The organism is Pseudomonas sp. WS 5503, from assembly GCF_012985385.1.
Lineage (GTDB): Bacteria > Pseudomonadota > Gammaproteobacteria > Pseudomonadales > Pseudomonadaceae > Aquipseudomonas > Aquipseudomonas paracarnis.
This window is the reverse complement of record NZ_JAAQWI010000005.1, coordinates 247,017-269,224: the sequence shown is the minus strand read 5'-3', so window position 1 is coordinate 269,224 and position 22,208 is coordinate 247,017. Positions and strand designations below refer to the sequence as shown.

At 61.1% G+C, this 22,208-nt stretch carries 15 protein-coding genes and 2 tRNA genes; 10 read left to right on the top strand and 7 right to left on the bottom strand.

What is annotated here, in order from left to right:
* Positions 1-46 precede the first annotated feature (46 nt).
* From xerD to HBO10_RS15400, 6 genes are all read left to right on the top strand, one after another.
* A complete protein-coding gene (gene xerD, locus HBO10_RS15425) occupies positions 47-943 on the top strand; it encodes a site-specific tyrosine recombinase XerD (RefSeq protein WP_034128638.1) in 897 nt (298 codons plus the stop codon).
* A gap of 148 nt (positions 944-1,091) precedes the next feature.
* On the top strand, positions 1,092-1,823 hold the full coding sequence (locus HBO10_RS15420) for a thioredoxin fold domain-containing protein (protein WP_005791088.1): 732 nt from the start codon (positions 1,092-1,094) through the stop codon (positions 1,821-1,823).
* Positions 1,824-1,951: 128 nt separating this feature from the next.
* Positions 1,952-3,256, top strand: coding sequence for a homoserine dehydrogenase (locus tag HBO10_RS15415; protein WP_034128637.1), 1,305 nt, complete (start codon positions 1,952-1,954; stop codon positions 3,254-3,256).
* A 103-nt stretch (positions 3,257-3,359) separates the two neighbouring features.
* A complete protein-coding gene (thrC, locus tag HBO10_RS15410) occupies positions 3,360-4,769 on the top strand; it encodes a threonine synthase (protein WP_003193958.1) in 1,410 nt (469 codons plus the stop codon).
* A 266-nt stretch (positions 4,770-5,035) separates the two neighbouring features.
* A complete protein-coding gene (locus HBO10_RS15405) occupies positions 5,036-8,608 on the top strand; it encodes a transporter substrate-binding domain-containing protein (RefSeq protein WP_034128711.1) in 3,573 nt (1,190 codons plus the stop codon).
* Positions 8,609-8,881: 273 nt separating this feature from the next.
* Positions 8,882-10,126 carry an EAL domain-containing response regulator gene (locus HBO10_RS15400; RefSeq protein ID WP_034128636.1) on the top strand — a complete coding sequence of 415 codons (1,245 nt, stop codon included), beginning with the start codon at positions 8,882-8,884 and terminating at the stop codon, positions 10,124-10,126.
* Here HBO10_RS15400 and HBO10_RS15395 read toward each other — a convergent pair.
* The gene (locus HBO10_RS15395) at positions 10,095-10,757 is read right to left on the bottom strand and encodes a response regulator transcription factor (RefSeq protein WP_034128635.1); all 663 of its coding nucleotides are present in this window, start codon (positions 10,755-10,757) and stop codon (positions 10,095-10,097) included. The genes HBO10_RS15400 and HBO10_RS15395 overlap by 32 nt on opposite strands.
* Before the next feature lie 207 nt (positions 10,758-10,964).
* Here HBO10_RS15395 and HBO10_RS15390 point away from each other — a divergent pair, with 207 nt between their 5' ends.
* Positions 10,965-11,249 carry a DUF3509 domain-containing protein gene (locus HBO10_RS15390; RefSeq protein ID WP_020301357.1) on the top strand — a complete coding sequence of 95 codons (285 nt, stop codon included), beginning with the start codon at positions 10,965-10,967 and terminating at the stop codon, positions 11,247-11,249.
* Positions 11,250-11,421: 172 nt separating this feature from the next.
* On the opposite strand, the gene HBO10_RS15385 is transcribed toward HBO10_RS15390, so the two are convergent.
* Positions 11,422-12,621 (bottom strand): CaiB/BaiF CoA-transferase family protein, encoded by a 1,200-nt coding sequence (locus tag HBO10_RS15385; RefSeq protein WP_034128634.1) that lies wholly within the window; start codon positions 12,619-12,621, stop codon positions 11,422-11,424.
* 137 nt (positions 12,622-12,758) lie between these two features.
* Between HBO10_RS15385 and HBO10_RS15380 the strand changes: the two genes are divergently transcribed.
* Both HBO10_RS15380 and recJ read left to right on the top strand, forming a co-directional pair.
* The gene (locus HBO10_RS15380) at positions 12,759-13,298 is read left to right on the top strand and encodes a YaeQ family protein (protein ID WP_034128633.1); all 540 of its coding nucleotides are present in this window, start codon (positions 12,759-12,761) and stop codon (positions 13,296-13,298) included.
* 104 nt (positions 13,299-13,402) lie between these two features.
* Positions 13,403-15,112, top strand: coding sequence for a single-stranded-DNA-specific exonuclease RecJ (gene recJ, locus HBO10_RS15375; protein WP_034128632.1), 1,710 nt, complete (start codon positions 13,403-13,405; stop codon positions 15,110-15,112).
* Positions 15,113-15,247: 135 nt separating this feature from the next.
* Here the strand turns inward: recJ and HBO10_RS15370 are convergent, their stop codons facing one another.
* The 4 genes from HBO10_RS15370 to HBO10_RS15355 all read right to left on the bottom strand — a co-directional run bounded on the left by HBO10_RS15370 (position 15,248) and on the right by HBO10_RS15355 (position 19,770).
* Complete coding sequence (locus HBO10_RS15370; RefSeq protein WP_034128631.1) at positions 15,248-16,528, bottom strand: AcvB/VirJ family lysyl-phosphatidylglycerol hydrolase; 1,281 nt, start codon at positions 16,526-16,528, stop codon at positions 15,248-15,250.
* Positions 16,528-19,170, bottom strand: coding sequence for a bifunctional lysylphosphatidylglycerol flippase/synthetase MprF (mprF, locus tag HBO10_RS15365; RefSeq protein ID WP_014719775.1), 2,643 nt, complete (start codon positions 19,168-19,170; stop codon positions 16,528-16,530). Before mprF ends, HBO10_RS15370 begins: the two co-directional genes overlap by 1 nt.
* Before the next feature lie 280 nt (positions 19,171-19,450).
* Positions 19,451-19,527, bottom strand: a tRNA-Met gene (locus tag HBO10_RS15360).
* 166 nt (positions 19,528-19,693) lie between these two features.
* Positions 19,694-19,770 (bottom strand) — tRNA-Met (locus HBO10_RS15355).
* A 278-nt stretch (positions 19,771-20,048) separates the two neighbouring features.
* Between HBO10_RS15355 and dinB the strand changes: the two genes are divergently transcribed.
* Positions 20,049-21,107, top strand: coding sequence for a DNA polymerase IV (dinB, locus tag HBO10_RS15350; protein WP_003193948.1), 1,059 nt, complete (start codon positions 20,049-20,051; stop codon positions 21,105-21,107).
* A 129-nt stretch (positions 21,108-21,236) separates the two neighbouring features.
* Here dinB and HBO10_RS15345 read toward each other — a convergent pair whose 3' ends face one another.
* Positions 21,237-22,190 (bottom strand): hypothetical protein, encoded by a 954-nt coding sequence (locus HBO10_RS15345; protein ID WP_034128630.1) that lies wholly within the window; start codon positions 22,188-22,190, stop codon positions 21,237-21,239.
* Between the last annotated feature and the right edge of the window lie 18 nt (positions 22,191-22,208).

The following is a 22,208-nucleotide window of genomic DNA, read 5'->3' as shown; positions in this document are numbered from 1 at the left end:
CTTAAATAATACGCGTATTGCCTTGTGCTAAGTCGCTTGAGTGCCCATGCCTGCCATTGACCATCCCCTGATCGACCGCTTCCTCGACGCCCTCTGGTTGGAAAAAGGCCTGTCGGACAACACACGCCAGGCGTACCGCAGCGACCTGGCGCTGTTCAACGGCTGGCTGCAGGAGAAAAACCTCGAACTGATCAATGCCGGGCGCGAGTTGATCCTCGATCACCTGGCCTGGCGCCTGCAGCAGAACTACAAACCGCGCTCCACTGCGCGATTCCTCTCCGGCGTGCGTGGCTTTTATCGCTACCTGCTGCGGGAAAAACTCATTGCCGTCGACCCGACCCTGCAAATCGACATGCCGCAGCTCGGCAGGCCGTTACCCAAGTCCTTGTCGGAAGCCGACGTCGATGCCCTGCTCGCGGCCCCGGACCTGAGCGAGGCCATCGGCCAGCGCGACCGTGCCATGCTGGAGGTGTTGTATGCCTGCGGCCTGCGCGTGACCGAATTGATCAGCCTGACCCTGGAACAGGTCAACCTGCGCCAGGGCGTGTTGCGCGTGATGGGCAAGGGCAGCAAGGAGAGGCTGGTGCCGATGGGCGAGGAGGCGATTGTGTGGGTCGAGCGCTACATGCGCGATGCGCGCCACGAACTGCTGGGTGGGCGCCCCAGCGACGTGCTGTTCCCCAGCCAGCGCGGCGAGCAGATGACCCGCCAGACCTTCTGGCACCGCATCAAGCACCAGGCCAAAGTGGCCGGGATCGGCAAAGCGCTGTCACCCCACACCTTGCGCCATGCGTTCGCCACCCATTTGCTCAACCACGGTGCGGATTTGCGCGTGGTGCAAATGCTGCTTGGGCACAGCGACTTATCCACAACCCAGATCTACACCCATGTGGCACGCGCACGTTTGCAGGACATGCACGCCAAGCACCACCCGCGCGGATAAAACCGTCAGAAATGGCCCATTTTAGCTGTCGCGGTCTGCCCTCCCGCCCAACTGTGGTAGGCTTTGCCGGTTCGCAAAGGGGACGGCGCCCGTTGTGTTCCAGATCAGTATTCTGCTCCCGTCCCTGCCTCTGCCTTCAGGAGTTCCCATGCGCTTGACCCAGATTATTGCCGCCGCAGCCATTGCGTTGGTTTCCACCTTTGCGGTCGCCGATGATGCGGCCGAGCAAACCATTCGCAAGAGCCTGGCCAACCTGGCGCTCGACACGCCTATTGAAAGCATCAGCGCCAGCCCCATGGCCGGCCTGTATGAAGTCAAGCTCAAGGGCAGCCGTGTGCTGTACGCCAGCGCCGATGGCCAGTACATCGTCCAGGGCTACCTGTTCCAGCTCAAGGATGGCAAGCCGGTCAACCTGACCGAGAAGGCCGAGCGCCTGGGCGTGTCGAAGCTGATCAACGGCATCCCGGTGGCTGAAACCGTGGTTTACCCCGCCATTGGCGAAACCAAGACCCATATCACCGTGTTCACCGACACCACCTGCCCGTACTGCCACAAGCTGCACGCTGAAATCCCGGCACTGAACAAGCTGGGCGTGGAAGTGCGCTACGTCGCCTTCCCGCGCCAGGGCCTGGGTTCGCCGGGTGACGAGCAGTTGCAGGCGGTGTGGTGCTCGGCCGACAAGAAAGCGGCCATGGACAAGATGGTCGACGGCAAGGAAATCAAATCGGCCAAATGCGCCAACCCGGTTTCCAAGCAGTTCGCCCTGGGCCAGTCCATTGGTGTGAACGGTACACCGGCCATCGTTTTGGCCGACGGCCAGGTGATTCCGGGCTACCAGCCGGCGCCGCAAGTTGCCAAACTGGCACTGGGTGCCAAGTAAGCATTTATCGTTGAGCCTTTGACGATCATGGCCCGCCGAACCGTCGGCGAGTCATTAATTGAGAGCCGCAGTTGTGCGGCTGTTTTCACGGCCGACCTAGCGTCGGCCGTTTCATGGGGAGTTCTTCAGTGAAACCGGTCAAAGTAGGCATCTGTGGGTTAGGGACCGTCGGTGGCGGTACCTTCAACGTACTTCAGCGTAACGCTGAAGAAATTTCCCGCCGCGCAGGTCGCGGGATTGAAGTGGCGCAGATTGCCACGCGTTCGCCAAAGCCTCAGTTCGAAACGACCGGTATTGCGATTACCAACGATGTGTTCGCCGTGGCCACCAACCCTGAGATCGATATCGTTATCGAGCTGGTAGGCGGCTACACCGTGGCCCGCGAGCTGGTGCTCAAGGCCATCGAGAACGGCAAGCACGTGGTCACCGCCAACAAGGCGCTGATCGCCGTGCACGGCAACGAGATCTTCGCCAAGGCCCGCGAGGAGGGCGTGATCGTGGCGTTCGAAGCCGCGGTGGCCGGTGGTATCCCGGTGATCAAGGCGATCCGTGAAGGCCTGTCCGCCAACCGCATCAACTGGGTAGCCGGCATCATCAACGGCACCGGTAACTTCATCCTCACCGAAATGCGCGAGAAGGGCCGTACCTTCGAAGACGTGCTGGCCGAAGCCCAGGCCCTGGGTTACGCCGAAGCCGACCCGACGTTCGACGTGGAAGGCATCGACGCCGCCCACAAGCTGACCATCCTGGCCTCCATCGCCTTTGGTATCCCGCTGCAGTTCGACAAGGCCTACACCGAAGGCATCACCAAGCTGACCACCGCCGACGTCAACTATGCCGAAGCCCTGGGCTACCGTATCAAGCACCTGGGCGTGGCGCGCAGCACCCCGGCGGGCATCGAGTTGCGGGTTCACCCGACGCTGATCCCGGCCGACCGCCTGATCGCCAACGTCAATGGCGTGATGAACGCGGTGATGGTCAACGGCGACGCCGCCGGTTCTACCTTGTTCTACGGCGCCGGTGCCGGCATGGAGCCGACCGCGTCGTCGGTGATCGCCGACCTGGTGGACGTGGTTCGCGCCATGACCAGCGACCCGGAAAACCGCGTGCCGCACCTGGCCTTCCAGCCGGACTCGCTGTCGGCCCACCCGATCCTGCCAATCGAAGCCTGCGAAAGTGCCTACTACCTGCGCATCCAGGCCCAGGACCATCCAGGCGTGTTGGCCCAGGTAGCCAGCATCCTGTCGGAGCGCGGTATCAACATCGAGTCGATCATGCAGAAGGAAGTCGAGGAGCAAAACGGCCAGGTGCCGATGATCCTGCTGACCCACCGCGTGCTCGAACAGCACATCAACGATGCCATCGAGGCTCTCGAAGCTCTTCAGGGCGTAGTTGGGCCGGTAGTCCGGATTCGTGTCGAACATCTAAATTAATTCAGCTGCAAGTGCCAAGCTGCAAGCTGCAAGTAAAAGCCGAACTGCTTCAACTTGTAGCTTGCAGCTTGAAGCTTGAAGCCCAAACCGAAGGTTTGCCCCTATGCGTTACATCAGCACCCGCGGCCAGGCACCGGCCCTGAATTTCGAAGACGTTCTGCTGGCAGGCCTTGCCACCGACGGCGGCCTGTATGTGCCGGAAAACCTGCCACGCTTCACCCAGGAAGAAATCGCCTCCTGGGCCGGCCTGCCGTATCACGAGCTGGCTTTCCGAGTGATGCGCCCGTTCGTCACCGGCAGCATTCCGGATGCGGACTTCAAGAAGATTCTGGAAGAAACCTATGGCGTGTTTTCCCACAACGCCATCGCGCCCCTGCGCCAACTGAACGGCAATGAGTGGGTACTGGAGCTGTTCCACGGCCCGACCCTGGCGTTCAAGGACTTCGCCCTGCAACTGCTCGGTCGCCTGCTCGACTACGTGCTGGAAAAACGCGGCGAGCGCGTGGTGATCATCGGCGCTACCTCCGGCGATACCGGCTCGGCGGCCATCGAAGGGTGCAAGCACTGCGAAAACGTCGACATCTTCATCCTGCACCCGCACAAGCGCGTGTCGGAAGTGCAACGTCGGCAGATGACCACCATCTTTGGTGAGAACATTCATAACATCGCCATCGAAGGCAACTTCGATGACTGCCAGGAAATGGTCAAGAACAGCTTCGCTGACCAGAGCTTCCTCAAGGGTACGCGTCTGGTGGCGGTGAACTCGATCAACTGGGCGCGGATCATGGCCCAGATCGTCTACTACTTCCACGCTTCGCTGCAGTTGGGCGGCCCGGCGCGCTCGGTGTCGTTCTCGGTGCCTACCGGCAACTTCGGCGACATTTTTGCCGGTTACCTGGCGCGCAACATGGGCCTGCCGATCAACCAGTTGATCGTCGCCACCAACCGCAACGACATCCTGCATCGCTTCATGAGCGGCAACCAGTATGTGAAGGAAACCCTGCACGCCACGCTGTCGCCGTCCATGGACATCATGGTGTCGTCGAACTTCGAGCGCCTGCTGTTCGACATGCACGGTCGTAACGGTGCAGCCCTGGCCGAGTTGATGAACAGCTTCAAGCAAGGTGGCGGTTTCAGCGTCGAGCAAGAGCGCTGGACCGAAACCCGCAAGCTGTTCGATTCCCTGGCCGTGGACGATGCGCAGACCTGCGAAACCATCGCGCAGGTCTATGCCGAGACCGGCGAAGTGCTCGACCCGCACACGGCTATCGGCGTGAAAGCCGCCCGCGAATGCCGCCGCAGCCTGGATATTCCAATGGTGATCCTCGGTACCGCGCACCCGGTCAAGTTCCCGGAAGCGGTCGAGAAAGCCGGCATTGGCAAGGCGCTGGAACTGCCGGAGCATTTGACCGACCTGTTCGAGCGCGAAGAGCGCTGCACGGTGTTGGCCAACGACCTGAAGGCGGTGCAGGCGTTCGTCAGCCAGCATGGCAATCGGGGCAAGCCGCTCTAATCAAGAATGGGGTAGCGGGTTTGTGTGGGAGCTGGCTTGCCTGCGATGCAGGCGCCTCGGTACGACTGAATACCGAGGCGTCTGCATCGCGGGCAAGCCCGGCTCCCACATTCAGCTAACTCACCCGCTGACCATGAGGCGGATATCAGGCTGCTACAGGTATGCATTCAGCTTTTTTTGCAGTCGGCCAAGCCCGTCCTCGTGACGGGCTTTTTCATTCTGGCGAGCCATACTTGTCCATTCGCCCAATCAAGGAAACCCAACCGGTGCAGGTTTTGATCCAATGGACGTTGAAGCTGGTGTGCCTGTTGTGGCTCATCCAGGTGCCCATGAGCCTGGCCGCCGTCAGCCTGCCGTTCAAACTGGTGCCGGCGTTTATCCCGCTTGAACCTATGCCGCTGGCGCCGACGGAGCAGCAGTGGTTGGCGGCGCATCGGACACTCAAAGTGGGCATCTCGATAGATGACTACCAGCCGATCGATATCACCCGCGACCGCAATCGCTACCAGGGCATCAGCGCCGATTATTTGAGCCTGGTGGGCGCGCGGCTGGGTGTGCCCATGCAAGTGCTGGGCTTTTCCGAGCGCGCCCAGGCGGTCGAAGCGCTGCGCAACGGCACCATCGACATACTCACCAGTGCCAATGGTTACGAGCGTGACGTACCCGGCCTGCAATTCACCCCGGACTACATGCCCGACCGCTCGGTGGTGGTGCTGCGTCGCGACGATACCCAAGGCGACGATCTGGCCGGCAAGAAGCTGGTATTACTCGACGGCTACGCCAACGTGCAGAAGGTTCACGCCGCCTACCCCGACAGCCACATCATGCTCGCGCCCAACCTCTACAGCGGCCTCGAAGCCCTGAAGCAAGGCGATGTCGATGCGTTTATCGGCAATGAAGTGATTGTGCGCGCCTATAAATCGCTGCGGCCTTACGTGGGGTTGCAGATCAAGGAGCAGAGCCGGCTGGCGCCCATCGGTTTTGCCTTCGCCACCCGCCAGGCAGATCCGTTGCTGGGGGCCATGATGAATCGCGCGCTGGCAAGCCTAGACGAGTCGGTGCAGCGAGAAATTCTCGCGCGCTGGACCACCGGGCTCGGCGTCGGTATCAGTGGTGAGCGCATTGCGTTGTCGGCGTCGGAACAGGCCTGGGTGCGCGAGCATCCCCATGTCGTGGTGGTGGCCCAGCAGATGTCTCCGTACATATTCAAGGATAAGGATGGCCACTGGGTTGGCTTGAATGTGGATTTGTTGCATCGCATCACGCGCATGACCGGTTTGCAATTTATCTTTGAAGAGGTGCACTCCACCGCGCAAACCCTGGAATGGCTGGAAACAGGCAGGGCGCAGATGAACACGACCCTGGCCGTTAACCGCGAGCGCAGCACAGTGCTCAACTTCAGCCATGGGTATGGTGGGTCCGGCTGGGTGTTTGTCGAGCGTGCCGATGCCGCGCCGCTCACCGGCTTGAAGCAGTTGGACGGCAAGGTGCTGGCGCTGCCGGCACGTCATGTATTGGAAAATGATATTCGCCATGCGCATCCGAACATCACGTTGCGCCTGGTGGACAATTACAACCAGGCCCGTGAGCTGGTACGACGGGGCGAGGCGGCCGCTACCATTCAAACTGAAGTGGAAGTGCAGAGTTACCCGGAAGATGGCCTGCGTATCGGACGCAGTGTCGATGGCAAGTGGTCGTCCAACTGCCTGTCGGTGCGCAAGGACCAGCCTGAGCTGCTGAGCATTCTGAACAAGGCCCTGGAGGCGCTGCCGGTGGCTGAGTTGAGTGCCTTGCGCTTGCGTTGGATCGGTGCCGTGGCGATTCCGCTGCCGGCCTGGCAACGCGTACCGCCATGGGCCTATTGGACGGTGGCCACGGCGCTGCTGTTTGTGTTGGTGTCGCTGGTGTGGAACAGCCGGCTCAAGCGCCAGATTCGCCAACGGCTGGAGGCCGAGCAACGGCTCAACGACCAGTTGGCGTTCAAGCGCGCACTGCTCGACGGCATGCCCAACCCGCTGTTCGTCCGCGACCTGGACGGGCGCCTGGTGACCTGCAATAAAAGTTATGAACAGCAATTGGCGACCCGGCTGGAGCTGATCCAGGGCCTGACGCTGATGGAGAGCAAGGTCGTGCCCGACGCTACAGCGGCGCGGCTGCACGAAGGCCACATGGAGCAATTGGCCACGCAGCAGCCGTTGTTTGTCGACCGGCAATTGGAACTCAACGGCGGCAGTTATCACGTCTACCAGTGGACCGTGCCTTTTTTTGATGCCCAGGGCCGTCTGCAGGGATTGTTGGGCGGTTGGATCGATATCAACGAACGCAAAGACCTGGAGCGCCAGTTGATGGACGCTCGCCAGGCCGCCGACGAAGCGAATTACGCCAAAAGTGCATTTCTCTCGGCCTTGAGCCACGAGATTCGCACCCCCATGACTGCCATCATTGGCTTGCTCGAACTGGAGCAAGAGCGTTGTCTGGCAAGCGGCCAGCCGGTTTCCGAGGCGCTGCAGGTGGCCCATCGTTCGGCGCGCGAGCTGATTGCGCTGATGGGCGACAGCCTGGACTTGGCCAAGATCGAAGCCGGCCACCTGCAACTGGCGCCACAGACCACTGAGTTGAAGCGCTTTTTCGAGGGTATCCAGAGCCTGTTCGAAGCCACGGCGCAAAAGAAGGGCCTGCATCTGACCCTGGCGTTTGATCCGGCTGCTCAGGGTTATTACTGGTTCGACCCGCTGCGGTTACGCCAGGTGATGCACAACCTGTTGGGCAATGCGCTCAAATTTACCGAGCGGGGCGGGGTTCACCTCAGCGTGACCTGCCAACGGGATGAGACCGATAGCGAATACCTGCACCTGTGCGTCAAGGACAGCGGCCCAGGCATCAGCGCCGAGCAACAGCCGCGGGTGTTCAAACCGTTTACCCAAGTGAGCGCCCTGACCGCTGCGCAACACGGCGGCACCGGTCTGGGCCTGAGTATCTGCAAGCAACTGGTGGAATTGATGGGCGGGAGCATTCACCTCGACAGCGTGGTGGGCGAGGGGACGGTGGTGTGCATTGACCTGCGCCTGGACCGGGTCAGCACCGATGATGTGCCGGCAACGCCCACCGCGACGTTGTCACCGACGGGGCGTAGCCTGTCGGTACTGGTGGTGGATGATTTGGCGGCCAACCGCCTGGTGCTGGCGCAGCAGTTGCAGTTCCTCGGTCATCAAGTGGTCGCTCTGGAGTCGGCCGAGGCCGCGTTGCAATGCTGGCGTGAGCAGCGTTTTGACGTGTTGGTCACCGATTGCCAGATGCCCGGCATGTCCGGTTATGCCTTGAGTGCGGCGATACGGCGCCTCGAAGCCGAGGAGCAACGGCCTCGTAGCGCGCTGGTGGGTTGCACCGCGAACGCCATGAAAGATGAACAACGCCGCTGCGAGGACGCCGGTATGGATGAACTGCTGGTCAAGCCGGTGACCCTGGAACACTGGACCCAAGTGCTGGCACGCGTGGCACCCCAGCGTTCGTTCGATATCGAGGCCCTGCGCACCATGACCCAGGCCGATGGCCCGGTGCTGCAAAGCATGTTGCAGGAACTGGCCAAGAGCCTGGACCACGAACACGAGATATTGGCGGGAGCCCTGGCCGAGCGCGACGTGACACGCTTGAATGCATCGCTGCATCGGCTCAAGGGCATTTGCTCGCTGGTGGACGCACTGCCACTGGCCAAGGCCTGTGTCGCCCTTGAGCAATGCGCCCGAGAGCAGCGCGGCGCCGAGCTTGAAGAACCCTGGTTGCGCTTGTCCGAGGTGCTCAAGGCGTTTCGTCGCGACCTGCAACCCTATCTGGATGCCTGACACCTTAATGCCGATCAGCTAAGCGAACGCAATGCTCAAGGCAACGACGATCAAATGTGGGAGCTGGCTTGCCTGCGATAGCGGTAGTGCAGTAACAGATGTAGCGACTGACACACCGCCTTCGCAGGCAAGCCAGCTCCCACAGGAGATCTGCGCTTGACCGACAAGACTTGCCCCTCCCACATTTAAGCAAGCTTTTAGGACACGTCCTATGGGGTACACCACAGCATGTGGCTACTGTGCAGGACTTTCCCTGTACCGACATCTTTACCCATGCGATCCCTGAACGTCCTGATCCTCGAAGACAACCCGTTTCAACTGATGGCTCTGCACCAGATGCTCAATGCCAACGGCGTGTTCAATGTACGGGCCGCGGAAACGGTCGAAACCGCCCGCCAGTCTCTGGACAGCAAAGGCCCGGTGGATATCGCCATCTGCGATTTGTACCTGGAGCAGGGCGATGGCCTGGAATTGATCCGCGAGTTGGCGGAACGCCGCCTGGCCCAAGTATTGATCCTGCTCAGCAACGCCGAGCCCGACGTGCTGGAAGGTGTGGCGAACATGGCCTGCCAATTGGGACTCAAAGTCTTGGCGTGTTTGCCCAAGCCGGCTTCGGCCAAGTTGATCGGGCAACTACTGAGCGATTGCCAGGTTCATTTTCGCCCGGGGCCACCGGTGCTGTCCTGGGAGCGCGTGCGCCAACTGTTGGGCTTGAGCGAGCGGGAACAACTGCCGCCCTCGGCGGATGTCAGCCAGGCGACTATCGCAGCCTGTGGCAGGGTCTGGTACCAGCCCATCGTCAGTCAGGCCGGTGTGTTGCAAGGGGTGGAGGCGCTGGCGCGTTGGCAGTTGCCGGACGGTGAGCTGTTGCTGCCTGACGAGTTCCTGCCGGTACTGGAGTTTGCCGGCATGGAAGAGGCGTTTACCTGGCACGTGCTGGAGCAGGCGCTTGGCCTGGCGAACCAGGTGATGGGCGAAAGCGGCCAGGTGCTGCCAGTGGCCGTGAACATCCCCGGGCGCATGCTGGAGCGCGAGCACTTTCCCCAGGTGCTGCAAGGTCTGCTGCAGTTGCACGGTGTACCCGCCCATAGCCTGACGCTGGAGCTGGTGGAAACCTCGACCTTGAAAACCGACAGCGCCCATGTCACCGGCTTGCTGCGCTTGCGCATGTTGGGTTGCCAGTTGTCCATCGGCGACTTCGGCATGAGCGGCACCAGCCTGCAGCATTTGCTGGAACTGCCTTTTACCGAGCTGAAAATTCCCCCGGCGTTTGCCTGCGGGATGGCCGGTGACGATCGCAAGGCAGCAGTGGTGGCGGGGGCCATGAGCATGGCCGCGCGTCTGGATATCGCCGTGGTGGTCACCGGGGTTGAAAGCGCCGCCGATTATCATGCCGTGGGTGAGCTGGGGGAGGCGTGGCTGCAAGGCTGTTTCATTGCCCGGCCGATGGAGGCCGAGGCGCTCAAGCAATGGATCGCGTTCCAGGCTAGGCCAGCCCGTGTTCCTGCACGTAAATAAACAGGGCGGCATCGTTGGCCAGCCCCAGCTTGCGCATGGCGCTGACTTTTTGCGCGCTGACGGTCTGCTTGCTGCGATGCAGGTGCGCGGCGATCTCGCCCACCGTCATGCCACTGGCCAACAGGCGAATCACCTCCAGTTCCCGGGGTGACAGGTGCTCCTGGGAGTGCAGGCGATCAGCGCCGACTTCCCCGGCCAGGCTCAGCGCCTGGCGGATGGTCTGGGCCACATAGGTGCGTTGTTGGCGCACCTGGCGGATCGCCTGGGGCAGCTCATCGGCCAGGCTGGCCTTGCTCAGCAGGCCCATCACACCCAATGCCAGGATGGAATGAAACAACCCGGCATTGTTGAGCATGGTCACCACCACAATGGGCAGGTGCGGATAGTGCCGGCGCAGTTGCTCGATCAAGCGCAGCCCGTCGGCCTGGGGCTCGACGGGCATCATGAAGTCGGTCACCACCACATCGCAGGCACAGTGTTGCAACAACGCACTGAGGGCCTGGGGGGAATTGGCCTCGCCGACGATGCTGATGTGCGGGTCACGTTCGAGCACGGCGCGCAGGCCAATCAGGAAAATCGGGTGATCGTCGGCAATCACGATACGCAAGGGCGGTTCAGACGCAGCTCTCAAGGCAGGCTCCCGGGACAATCCAGGGATTCTAGCCTGTGCGCCGTTGTTTTTTCTCTGTCATCTTTTCCGTGCATGCTCGTTTTCCTCAAGCAGTGGATTACACAAAAGGTAGAACTTTCTGCTTTGAGCACGGGTCACTTGAATGTCAGCCTCTTCGTGACATTTTTGTTTTTCGAACCTTTTTCGAATGATTGAGTGGTGATCGAGATGGAAAGTATCAACCTATTGCTCAGCCAAGCACTGAGCCCTTATCAGGTTACGCTGACCTCTGCCGGTATGCGCGACGACTGCCTGGTAACCGTGAAGAACCCCGGTGGCGCCATCGTGGTTGAACGTGAAGTCGATCGTGCGCAATTGAGCGACAAGCGCGCGCTGGTGGATGTGGTGGATTGCCTGCTCCGCGACCTGAAAATCGCCGAAGGGCGCCTGGAACCTTCAGTCATCGCTGCCTTGCGCAACGCCTCCCAAACCCGTGGCGGCGCACTGGCATGAAACATTATTTTTCTTCGGAACCTTCCTACAAGGTGGTCAGTCAGAGTTTGTAACAGCAAGAGCAGGCATTGTGCTCCGGTGTTTGTCGCTTGCTGTGCGGGTCTTTTTGTAGACCACGTTTAACCCCGAGTTGTCTCCCCACTGCTCGGGGTTTCTTTTTGCCTGGGATTTGTCAGATCGCGCCATCCTCGCGCAGGCGAGTGATAGCCGCCGCGTCGTAGCCCAGGGCATTGAGCACCTGGCTGTTGTGTTCACCCAGTTGCGGGCCGACCCATTCGCAACTGCCCGGTGTGTCCGAGAGCTTGGGCACGATGCCGGGCATCTTGAAATCCTTGCCGCCCGGCAACTGCGCCTTGAGGAACATTTCCCGGGCCAGGAATTGCGGGTCGCCCAGCATGTCTTCGGCGCTGTAGATGCGACTGGCGGGTACCTCGGCTTTATTCAGATGTTCAATCACCAGGTCGAGCGACAGCGAATTGACCCAGCGATCAATCACGCCGTACAGCTCGTCGCGGCGAGCGTCACGCCCGTCATTGCTCGCCAGTGCAGGGTCGTTCGCCAGGTCGTCACGGCCGATCACCCGCATGAAGCGCTTGAAGATCGCATCGCCATTGGCGCCGATCTGCACATGCTTGCCGTCTGCGGTGGTGTGGATCGAGGACGGGGTGATGCCAGGCATGATGTTGCCGGTGCGCTCACGGATAAACCCGAACACATCGAACTCGGGGATCATGCTTTCCATCATGGCGAAGATGGCTTCATACAGCGCCACATCCACCACTTGGCCCAGGCCGCCGTTGACTTCGCGGTGACGCAGCGCCATCAGCGCGCCGATCACTGCCCACAACGCGGCAATCGAGTCGCCGATGGAGATACCGGTGCGCACGGGCGGGCGGTCCTCGAAGCCGGTGATATAGCGCAAGCCGCCCATGGACTCGCCCACCGCGCCAAACCCCGGCTGGTCCTTCATCGGGCCCGTCTGGCCGAAGCCCGAGAGGCGCACCATCACCAACTTGGGGTTGAGGGCGTGCAGGGTTTCCCAGCTCAGGCCGAGTTTCTCCAGCACGCCTGGGCGGAAGTTTTCGATCAGGATGTCGGCGTCGGCCAACAGTTGCTTGAGGATCGCCAGCCCCTCAGGGTGCTTGAGGTTGAGGGTCAGCGACTGCTTGTTGCGCGCCTGCACGAACCACCACAGCGAAGTGCCTTCATACAGCTTGCGCCATTTGCGCAGCGGGTCGCCGCCGTCCGGGGATTCGACCTTGATCACCTCGGCGCCGAATTCGGCGCAGATGCGCGAGGCAAACGGGCCGGCGATCAAGGTGCCCAGTTCGATGACTTTCAGGCCGGCAAGTGGTTTGGCAGTGAGCGACATGGGGATCCTTACAAACGCGGGACGATGATGTACTGCTTTTTAACATAGGCGAGCCGCGCGGATGCAGCGCAGTATTCGTTCAATGCCCTCGCCATCGGTTAGACTGGCCGCCTTTCCTTGTCTTTAGAAGCCCGTTCATGGCCCAGCCGTCCACGACCTACAAATTCGAACTCAACCTCACCGACCTCGACCGCTCGGTGTACGAGAGCGTCAAACAGACCATCGCCCGCCACCCTTCGGAAACCGAAGAGCGCATGACCGTGCGCCTGCTGGCCTACGCCCTTTGGTACAACGAGCAATTGGCGTTCGGGCGTGGCCTGTCGGATGTAGACGAACCGGCCCTGTGGGAAAAAAGCCTGGATGATCGTGTTTTGCACTGGATCGAAGTCGGCCAGCCGGATGCCGACCGCCTCACCTGGTGCTCGCGCCGCACCGAGCGCACCAGCCTGCTGGCCTATGGCAGCCTGCGCGTGTGGGAAGGCAAGGTGGTGCCGGTGGCCAACAACCTGAAAAACGTGCATATCGCTGCCGTGCCCCAGGAAGTGTTGGAGACCCTGGCCAAGGACATGCCGCGGGTGATCAAGTGGGACGTGATGATCAGCGAAGGCACGATCTTTGTGACCGATGACCGGGGCCAGCATGAAGTGCAACTGCAATGGCTCGTTGGAGAGCGATAAGCTGCAAGCTGTAAGCTTCAAGTCATCGCGCAGCTTAAACTTGCGGCTTGAAGCTTATAGCTTGTCGCATACAACACTTTCTATAGAGAATCTCCCAGCCTCCCATGCGTATCGATCCCCGCCCATTGCCCGCCGTCCTGCCTTTTCTCGGTGAACTGCCGCCGCTGTTGACCCGCCTTTACGCCGCACGCGGGGTGCAGTCGGAGGCCGAGCTGGACAAGAGCCTGGCGCGGTTGATTCCCTATCAGCAGCTCAAGGGCATCGACGCCGCGGTGGACTTGCTGGTGACGGCCTTGGAGCAGCGTCAGCGCATCCTGATCGTCGGTGACTTCGACGCAGATGGCGCCACAGCGAGCACCGTAGGCACCCTGGGCCTGCGTTTGCTCGGGGCGGCCCATGTCGACTACCTGGTGCCCAACCGCTTCGAATACGGCTACGGCCTGACCCCGGAAATCGTCGCGGTGGCGCTGCAGCGAGAGCCGCAGTTGCTGATCACCGTGGACAACGGTATCTCCAGCGTCGAAGGCGTGGCGGCGGCGAAAGCGGCAGGGTTGCAAGTGCTGGTCACCGACCATCACTTGCCCGGCGATGAACTGCCGGCCGCCGACGCCATCGTCAATCCGAACCAGCCGGGCTGCGGGTTTCCCAGCAAGGCCCTGGCCGGGGTCGGCGTGATCTTTTACGTGCTGATGGCCCTGCGCGCGCGCTTGCGCAGCCTGGGTTGGTATGACAGCAAGCCCCAGCCGAACATCGGTGAACTGCTCGACCTCGTGGCTCTGGGCAGCGTCGCTGACGTGGTGCCGCTGGACCCCAACAACCGCATCCTCGTGCATCAGGGGCTGGAGCGTATTCGGGCCGGTCGGGCGCGGCCGGGGATCAAGGCGATCCTGGAAGTGGCCAAGCGTGATCATGCGCGTATCACCTCCACCGACCTGGGTTTTATCCTCGGCCCGCGCCTGAATGCCGCCGGACGCCTGGATGATATGAGCCTGGGCATTGAATGCCTGCTTACCACGGACTTCGCCGCCGCACGAGAAATGGCCGCGCAACTGGACGGCATGAACCAGGACCGTAAGTCCATCGAGCAAGGCATGCAGCGCGAGGCCCTGGCCCAGCTCAAGGACCTGCCGGTGGAGTCGATGCCGTACGGCTTGTGCCTGTTTGATTCGGAGTGGCACCAAGGGGTGATCGGGATCCTCGCGTCACGTATGAAGGAGCGTTATTTCCGCCCGACCATCGCCTTCGCCGATGCCGGTGATGGCCTGCTCAAGGGCTCTGGACGCTCGGTGCAAGGCTTTCATATCCGCGATGCGCTGGCGGTCGTCGCCAGCCAGCACCCCAACCTGATCACCAAGTACGGCGGCCACGCCATGGCGGCGGGGCTGACCTTGCCCGAGGCCAACTTCCCGTTGTTTGCGCAAGCCTTCGATGCCGAAGTGCGCCGGCAACTGCGCGAAGAAGACCTCACCGGTCGCCTGCTTTCAGACGGCACCCTGGCGGTGGAAGAGTTTCACCTGGAACTGGCCCGCGCCCTGCGCCATGCCGGCCCGTGGGGGCAGCACTTTCCCGAGCCGTTGTTTCACGGGGTATTCCAGTTGGTGGAGCAGCGGGTGGTGGGTGAGCGGCATTTGAAAGTGGTGCTCAAGAGCGAATGCGGGTCGGTGAAGCTCGATGGCATCGCCTTTGGTGTGGACCGCGAAGTGTGGCCAAACCCGACGGTGCGTTGGGTGGAATTGGCCTACAAGCTGGATGTGAATGAATTTCGTGGCAATGAGACGGTGCAACTGATGATTGCGCACATCGAACCGCGCTAGTTTTCATCAACACCACGTACCACTGTGGGAGCGGGCTTGCCCGCGATGACGGAGTGTCAGTCAACGCTACTGTGACTGAGCCACCGCTATCGCGGGCAAGCCCGCTCCCACATTGGGTCTTGGATTAAGCTGGAATTATTCGGCTTTGGCCTGATGCTTGACGATAATATCCACCAACCGCTTGGCCAGCGCCGGGTAGTTCTCATCGAAGTGATGCCCGCCCGGCAGCTTCATGGCTTCGCCCACGGCGGTCTTGTCGGTGCAGCCACTCTCGTCGACTTCTTCGGCGCCGTAGATGCACACGACTTTCTCAGGCGGCAGCTTGGCCATTTCCGGGCCGGTGGCGGCTTCTTTGCCGGCGTTGCCCAGCCAGCCTTCCACTTCGATTTCAAAGCTGCCGGTGCGGGCGAAGGCCAGCAGGATGATCGCGTCCACCCGTTGCTGTTCGTTCTCTGGCATACGGTTGTAGATCGCCGGCAATACGTCGGCGCCGAACGAGTAACCGGTCAGCACGAAGCGCTTGGTGCCCCACTTTTGCCGGTAGTGTTGCATCAGCTCGGTGAGGTCCTTGGCGCTTTGCTCCGGCGTCTTGTGCTGCCAGTAGTAGCGCAGGGTGTCGATGCCCACCACCGGGTAGCCGATCTTGGCCATCTCGCCCGCCACGTCGCGGTCCAGGTCGCGCCAGCCGCCGTCACCGGAGAGGAACAGGGTCACGGTGTCCTTGGCTTGGCCGGCGGGTACTTCCACTACCGGAATCGCCAGGCCGCCGTTGTCCGAACCGACCAGTTGCTTGCGCAGTTCGTTATTCAGCACCTGTGGGTAATGAATGTCGTAGTCGCTGATGCTGGTGGTGGCGCGCGGTGTGTCGCGTACGAAACTGGCGCTTTCATCGTCGGGGTTATCGTTCCACGCCACCAGCCAGCTGCCATGGGCGGCGGTTTTCGGCAGCGGGTCGTTGCAGCCTTCCTGTTTCAGGGCGAAGCCCACGGAGATGGCGTTGGCCTTGTCGTCGTTCTGGGTGGCCAGCCAGCGCCAGGCGAGTGCGGCGCCAGGGCCGATGCCGCTGACCAGGGTTGCCGGGCCTTTCAACTGGGCCAGGGCGCCTTGCAGGGCTTTTTCCTGCAGTGCGCAGTCATCTTTTGGCAGCACCACCTGAACCAGTTGCGCTGAACCGCCCTGGCTCAGGGCAATCAGTTGGCTGTCGGTCAGGGTTTCGTCGGCCATCACCGCCACGGCCACGCGGGCTTTTGCGTTGCTGGCCGGGGTTACGCGGGTCATTACCGAACCGTCGGCCTGGGGCAAGTGCTCCAGGGTCGGTTGCGGAGCAGGGCGGTTCCAGTACCAGAAGCCACCCGCCGCGATCAGCGCAAGCAGCACCACTAAAGCCAATACATACCGCCAGGAGCGTCGAATCATCAGCGTTTCACCAATCCAGTCAAGCCGCCCGCGATCAGGGCGGCGGTATCGGCCAATGCCACCAGCGGATCCAGTCCTGCGGGCACGGCCATGTAACGGGGTTCCCAGTCGGGCTGGAACTTGTCTTTGAAGCGGCGCAAACCTTGGAAGTTATACAGTTGCTCGCCACGGCGGAACACCATCGAGCCCAGGCGCTGGGTCAGCGGTGCGCCACGGCGCGGTTGCAAGCCCGACAACGGCACCATGCCGAGGCTGAAGCGCGCGTAGTCGTGGCTCTTATAATGTTGAATCAGGCCCACCATCATGAACTCCATGGTCAACTTGGGCGCGTCCGGGTGGGCACGCATCAGGTCGAGGCTGGCCAGATCATGATTGTAGGTTTCGAGCAAATTGGCGAAGGCCACCGGGCGCCCTTCGAAGCGAATGATCGCGATACGAAAGTGCTTGAGGTAGTCATCGCTGAAACGGCCCAGGGAGAAGCCCTTTTCCCGCACATTCTTACCTGTAAGCCAGGCATCGGAGATGACTTTTAATTCATCCATCGGCGCCTTGCCCGGTTCGCAGATTTCCAGGGACAGGCCGTCCCGGGTGCCACGGTTCCAGGTGTAGCGCAAATCCTTCATTTCTTTGCCCTTGGCTTCCAGGTCAAAGCGTTTCAGGTCGACGCGGGCTTCTTCACCCAGTTTGATCGCGGTGAGGCCGATGTCCATGTAATACGGCAGGTTCTCGGCGCGTACCTGGTAAAACACCGGACGGGCGTGGTGGATGTCGCACAGGTCGCGGAACTGCCAGATCATCTCGGCGCGGGGTTGGGTCGGGCCGATCGGGTCGTACAAAGCCACCAGGCTACGCCCGCGACGGGCATACATCAGGAAGGCTTCATCGTTGGGGTGAAACAGCAGCGCCTTGTCGCCGGTGAGCGCCAGGCCGCCGTCAGGTTGGGACGAGGCCATCAGGATCTTGCTGGCGCGCTCCAGTTCTTCCGGGGTCGGCAGGTGGATGACCGGGCGTGCCGTGCGCAGCAGCCAGGTCAGCGACACGATCACCAGCAACACGGCGGCGCCGAGCAGCGAACGCAAACCACGCGGGGCGTTGGCGTCGAGGGTGAACTGCCACCAGAGTTGGTGACTGTAGGGCACGTCCTGATAGGCAAACAGCAGCAGCCAGATCGAGGCGCCGAGCACACAGACACTGGCCACCAGGTACAGCGGCGAAAACGGCAACTCGGTCAGGCGACTGGCGCGGTAGAACGAGCGGCGGAAGATGGCCAGCAGCACTGCGGTCATGGTCATCAGGCTGGCTTCTTCCCAGTCGAAGCCTTTAAGCAGCGAGAGCAGGGCGCCAACCAGCAGCAACACCATAGTCAGCATCCAGGCGGCCGACAACCGCCGGCGCAGGCCCTGGGCGAGCAACAGGCACAACACACCGATCAGGCTGGCACCGAAGTGCGACGCGTCAATCAGACGATGGGGAATCAGGAAGCCGATGTTTTCCAGGCGTGAGTCGATCTCTGGCGTGGCGCCGGAAAACAGCAGGACCACGCCGGACAAAAAAACCAGGACGGCCAATACTGGCGCTGCCAGCCCCGACGCTACCCGCAGGCTTTGCTGGGTCTGGAACAGGCGCTGGGCCTCGTTGACCAGCAGGAATACACAAGCGATCAACAGTGGCAGCACCACGTAGATCATGCGGTACAGCAGCAAGGCAGCAGCCAGGGGCGCGGCACCGAGTTTGTCGGCAAAGGCCGCCAGCAGGATCGCTTCGAATACGCCCACGCCGCCCGGCACATGGCTGAGCACACCGGCGGCCAGGGCCAGCAGGTACACCAACAGGAACGGGCCGAAGGGCGGCGCTTCGGGCAACAGCAGATACAGCACGGTAGCGGCTGCGGCGACGTCCAGTGCGGTGATGATCAGTTGCAGGAAAGTCAGGCGTCGGCCAGGCAGGCGCAGGGTGCGGCGCCCGGCCTTGACCAGCAGGTTGTCGGGGTAGGGCTGTTCCGGCAGGCGGCGGCGATAGATGCCGATGCACAGCAGGGCCGACAACAGCAGCACGGCGCCGGCAATGCCGCCGAGCAGGCTTTGCGATAAATGCAGGTAAGTGGAGGCGGCTGGCAAGTTGCTCAACGTGGCCAGCGCGGCCAGCGGCGGCAGCGCACAGCCCAGGGCCAGGCTGGCGAACACGGTCATGTGCGCCACTTCCGAGGCGCCGATGCCATGGCGTGCATATAAACGGTAACGCACCGAACCGCCCGAGAGCATCGACAAACCAATGGCGTTGCCGATAGCAAAGGCGGTGAAACCACCCAGGGCCAGGGTCTTGGCGGGCAATTGCACGCCGGCATAACGCGCGCCGGAGAATTCATAGCCGAGCAGGATCACAAAACCGGCGACTGCCGCCGCAAAGGCCCCCAGTAGCGCAGGCTTGGGCACTTCCAGGATCGAATCGTGCAGGGCGTAGAGGTCCAGCTCCAGCAGCAGGTGCCGGCAGGCGATCAGGGCGATTGCAAACAGCAGGAGCGTCACGGCCAGGCCGATGGGCTGGCGATACTTGCTCAACAGGTCCAGCCACCGCAAACGGGTGGGAGTGATCGGTTGTTCTGCTGTGACGGTGTCTTGTGGTTCAGACGAGTTGGCGCGCATCAATCACCTCGTGGATTGTGCGCGACAGGATGGAGGTATCCAGCCAAGTTACCAATCCCTATGGACAAAATAATTACAAATATTAACGCGGATCACCGGGCGCGGCGACTGCGGCCATTGGTCGTAGAGGGGTAGCGCTTGAGCATTGAGCATAGCGTGCAATGAGATGGACTCTGCAAACCGTCTACGGTTTCATGAAAGATGCCATGCCATTGTTTCAGAAGAACTTTTTCGCCAGATACAAAAAAGGCCACTCTTTCGAGTAGCCTTTTTTGATGTTTGGTTGCGGGAGCCGGATTTGAACCGACGACCTTCGGGTTATGAGCCCGACGAGCTACCAGACTGCTCCATCCCGCGTCTGTGGGCGGCATTCTACAGCCCAATGGCGGGGTGTCAACCGTTAATGAGCCGATCACTGAAATAAGCGCTAATTATTCTGAAATCAAGGTGTTGGGCGCATTCTGCAAGGGAAAACAAGCGCGCACAAAAAAGGCCACTCTTTCGAGTAGCCTTTTTTGATGTTTGGTTGCGGGAGCCGGATTTGAACCGACGACCTTCGGGTTATGAGCCCGACGAGCTACCAGACTGCTCCATCCCGCGTCTGTGTGTCGGCATTCTACAGAGGAACGCGAGTGTGTCAACCTGTGAATCGAAGAAAAGCGCTTTTGCTTCAATTGGTTAGCGCTTGATGAGGGGCTTCTTGAGGGCTTGAAGCTAGGCAGGGCAAGGCTTTCAGCTCTATTGGGATGCTGGATTCGATTGAGAAAATATATTCATCTACGAAATTTCCTACCGCTCAGACAGAAGATTCAAACTACTGGTGCTATATACAGGGGTGAGTGCGATACTGGCCACCCGTTGGTTAACACCCCGTTTATATGACGCAGCGCAAAATCATCCACGTCGACTGTGATTGCTTCTACGCCGCCATCGAGATGCGCGACGACCCGAGCCTGGCGCAAAAGCCCTTGGCTGTCGGTGGCTCGGCAGATCGGCGCGGCGTGATCGCCACCTGCAATTATGAGGCGCGGGCGTATGGGGTGCGTTCGGCGATGTCGTCACGTCACGCCCTGAAGCTGTGCCCGGACTTGACCATCGTCAAGCCGCGCATGGATGCCTATAAAGAAGCGTCGAAAGAAATCCAGCTGATTTTCCGCGACTACACCGACTTGATCGAGCCGTTGTCGCTGGATGAGGCTTACCTCGACGTGTCTGACAGCCCGCATTTTGGCGGCAGCGCCACGCGTATTGCTCAGGACATTCGGCGCCGGGTCTCCAACCAGCTGCATATCACTGTGTCTGCCGGCGTGGCGCCCAACAAGTTTTTGGCCAAGATCGCCAGCGACTGGAAAAAGCCCAACGGCCTGTTTGTGATCACGCCGGATCAGGTTGAAGACTTTGTCTCGCAGTTGCGTGTCAGCAAGCTGCATGGCGTGGGCAAGGTCACCGCTGACAAGCTGGCGCGCCTGGGCATCGAAGACTGCCTGCAATTGCGCGACTGGAACAAACTGGCGCTGGTGCGCGAATTCGGCAGTTTTGGCGAGCGCCTCTGGAGCCTGGCCCGTGGGATTGATGATCGTGTAGTGCAAAACGACAGCCGGCGGCAATCCATCAGTGTAGAAAATACCTTCGACGTGGACTTGCCCGATCTTTCAAGTTGCCTGGCGAAACTGCCGGAGTTGATGGAGACCCTGGCCGGGCGCATGGCGCGTATCGACAGTAGCTACCGGGCGGGCAAGCCGTTCGTGAAAGTGAAGTTTCATGACTTTACCCAGACGACGCTGGAGCAGGCGGGGGCAGGGCGGGATCTGGAGAGTTATGAACAGTTGATGACCCAGGCGTTCAATCGCGGGGGCAAGCCGGTGCGGTTGTTGGGGATAGGCGTACGGTTGCTGGACCTGAGCGGCGGCAACGAACAGCTCGAGTTTTCCTGGTAAAAACCCGAAATAAATGTGGGAGCTGGCTTGCCTGCGATAGCAGTGTGTCAGTCACGAATGCTTTAACTGATACACCGCTATCGCAGGCAAGCCAGCTCCCACAGTTTGATCTTCACAGGTATTGAGCGATCAGCGTGCGCCGGGATCCGCCACCAAACGCCCCCCATCCTTGGTCAACGCCTGCACAAACTCCTGCTGCAACTCCGGATCATTGCGCGTCAGTTCGATCAGGCTTTGTTCCAGCTCGCTGGCTTCTTCTTCCAGGCCCAGCTCCGACAGGCGTTTGACCCGGTGTACCCACTGGTTCACTTCGTCATCTTCCAGGTCGTCATAGATCAGGGCATGGGCTTTGAGCAGCTTGCTGCGCAGCGTGTTGCTGACCGCCAGGGTCGAGTCGGTATGCACGTCGTCCTGGCCATCCGCCACAGTGATTTTCAGCGTGGTGACGCGGTTCAGGTCCTGCTCGGCAAAGGGGCTGTCCAACAGGTTAAGGCGCAGGATGCCGTTACGGTCGGTGGTCAGCTCATGGGTCTGCTTGCCGGCAGTGACTTGCACCGGGCGCTCGCTCCAGGGCAGGCTCGAATACTCCAGGCGCTTGTCACGCTGGACTTCATCGATAGCCGCCAGGTTCTGTTGCGCACGGCCGTGGGATTGCACGTTCATGAACGGGTTGATGCCGTCCACGCCGTAGCTCAACCAGTCATGGGTCACACTCGTGGGCAGGTTGCCGAGGGCGAAGATATTCGCCACGTTGGCACCCACGCCCGCCACCAGCGCCACGGCACCCAAGGGCATCTCATAGAGTTTGCGCCAGGGCTGGTAGGGCGTGTATCGGTCATAACGACGGGTGACTTCGAATTCGGTGACCTCGAAGGTCTTCTGCTCATGAATGCGAACCCGGCGTTGCGGCAGCTCCAGCACTGTGGGTTCGCCTACATCGATCTGCAGGCTGTGGTCGAGCAACTTACGCTCGACCCGCTCCTCGTGCTCACTGCGTTGCGACATCTGATTGGCGCAGCCGCTGACCAGCAGGGCGCCGCACAAGGCGGCGCCCCCCAGGGCTCTGGTGTTTCGCTTGAACATGACTTCTCTTGATCTGGT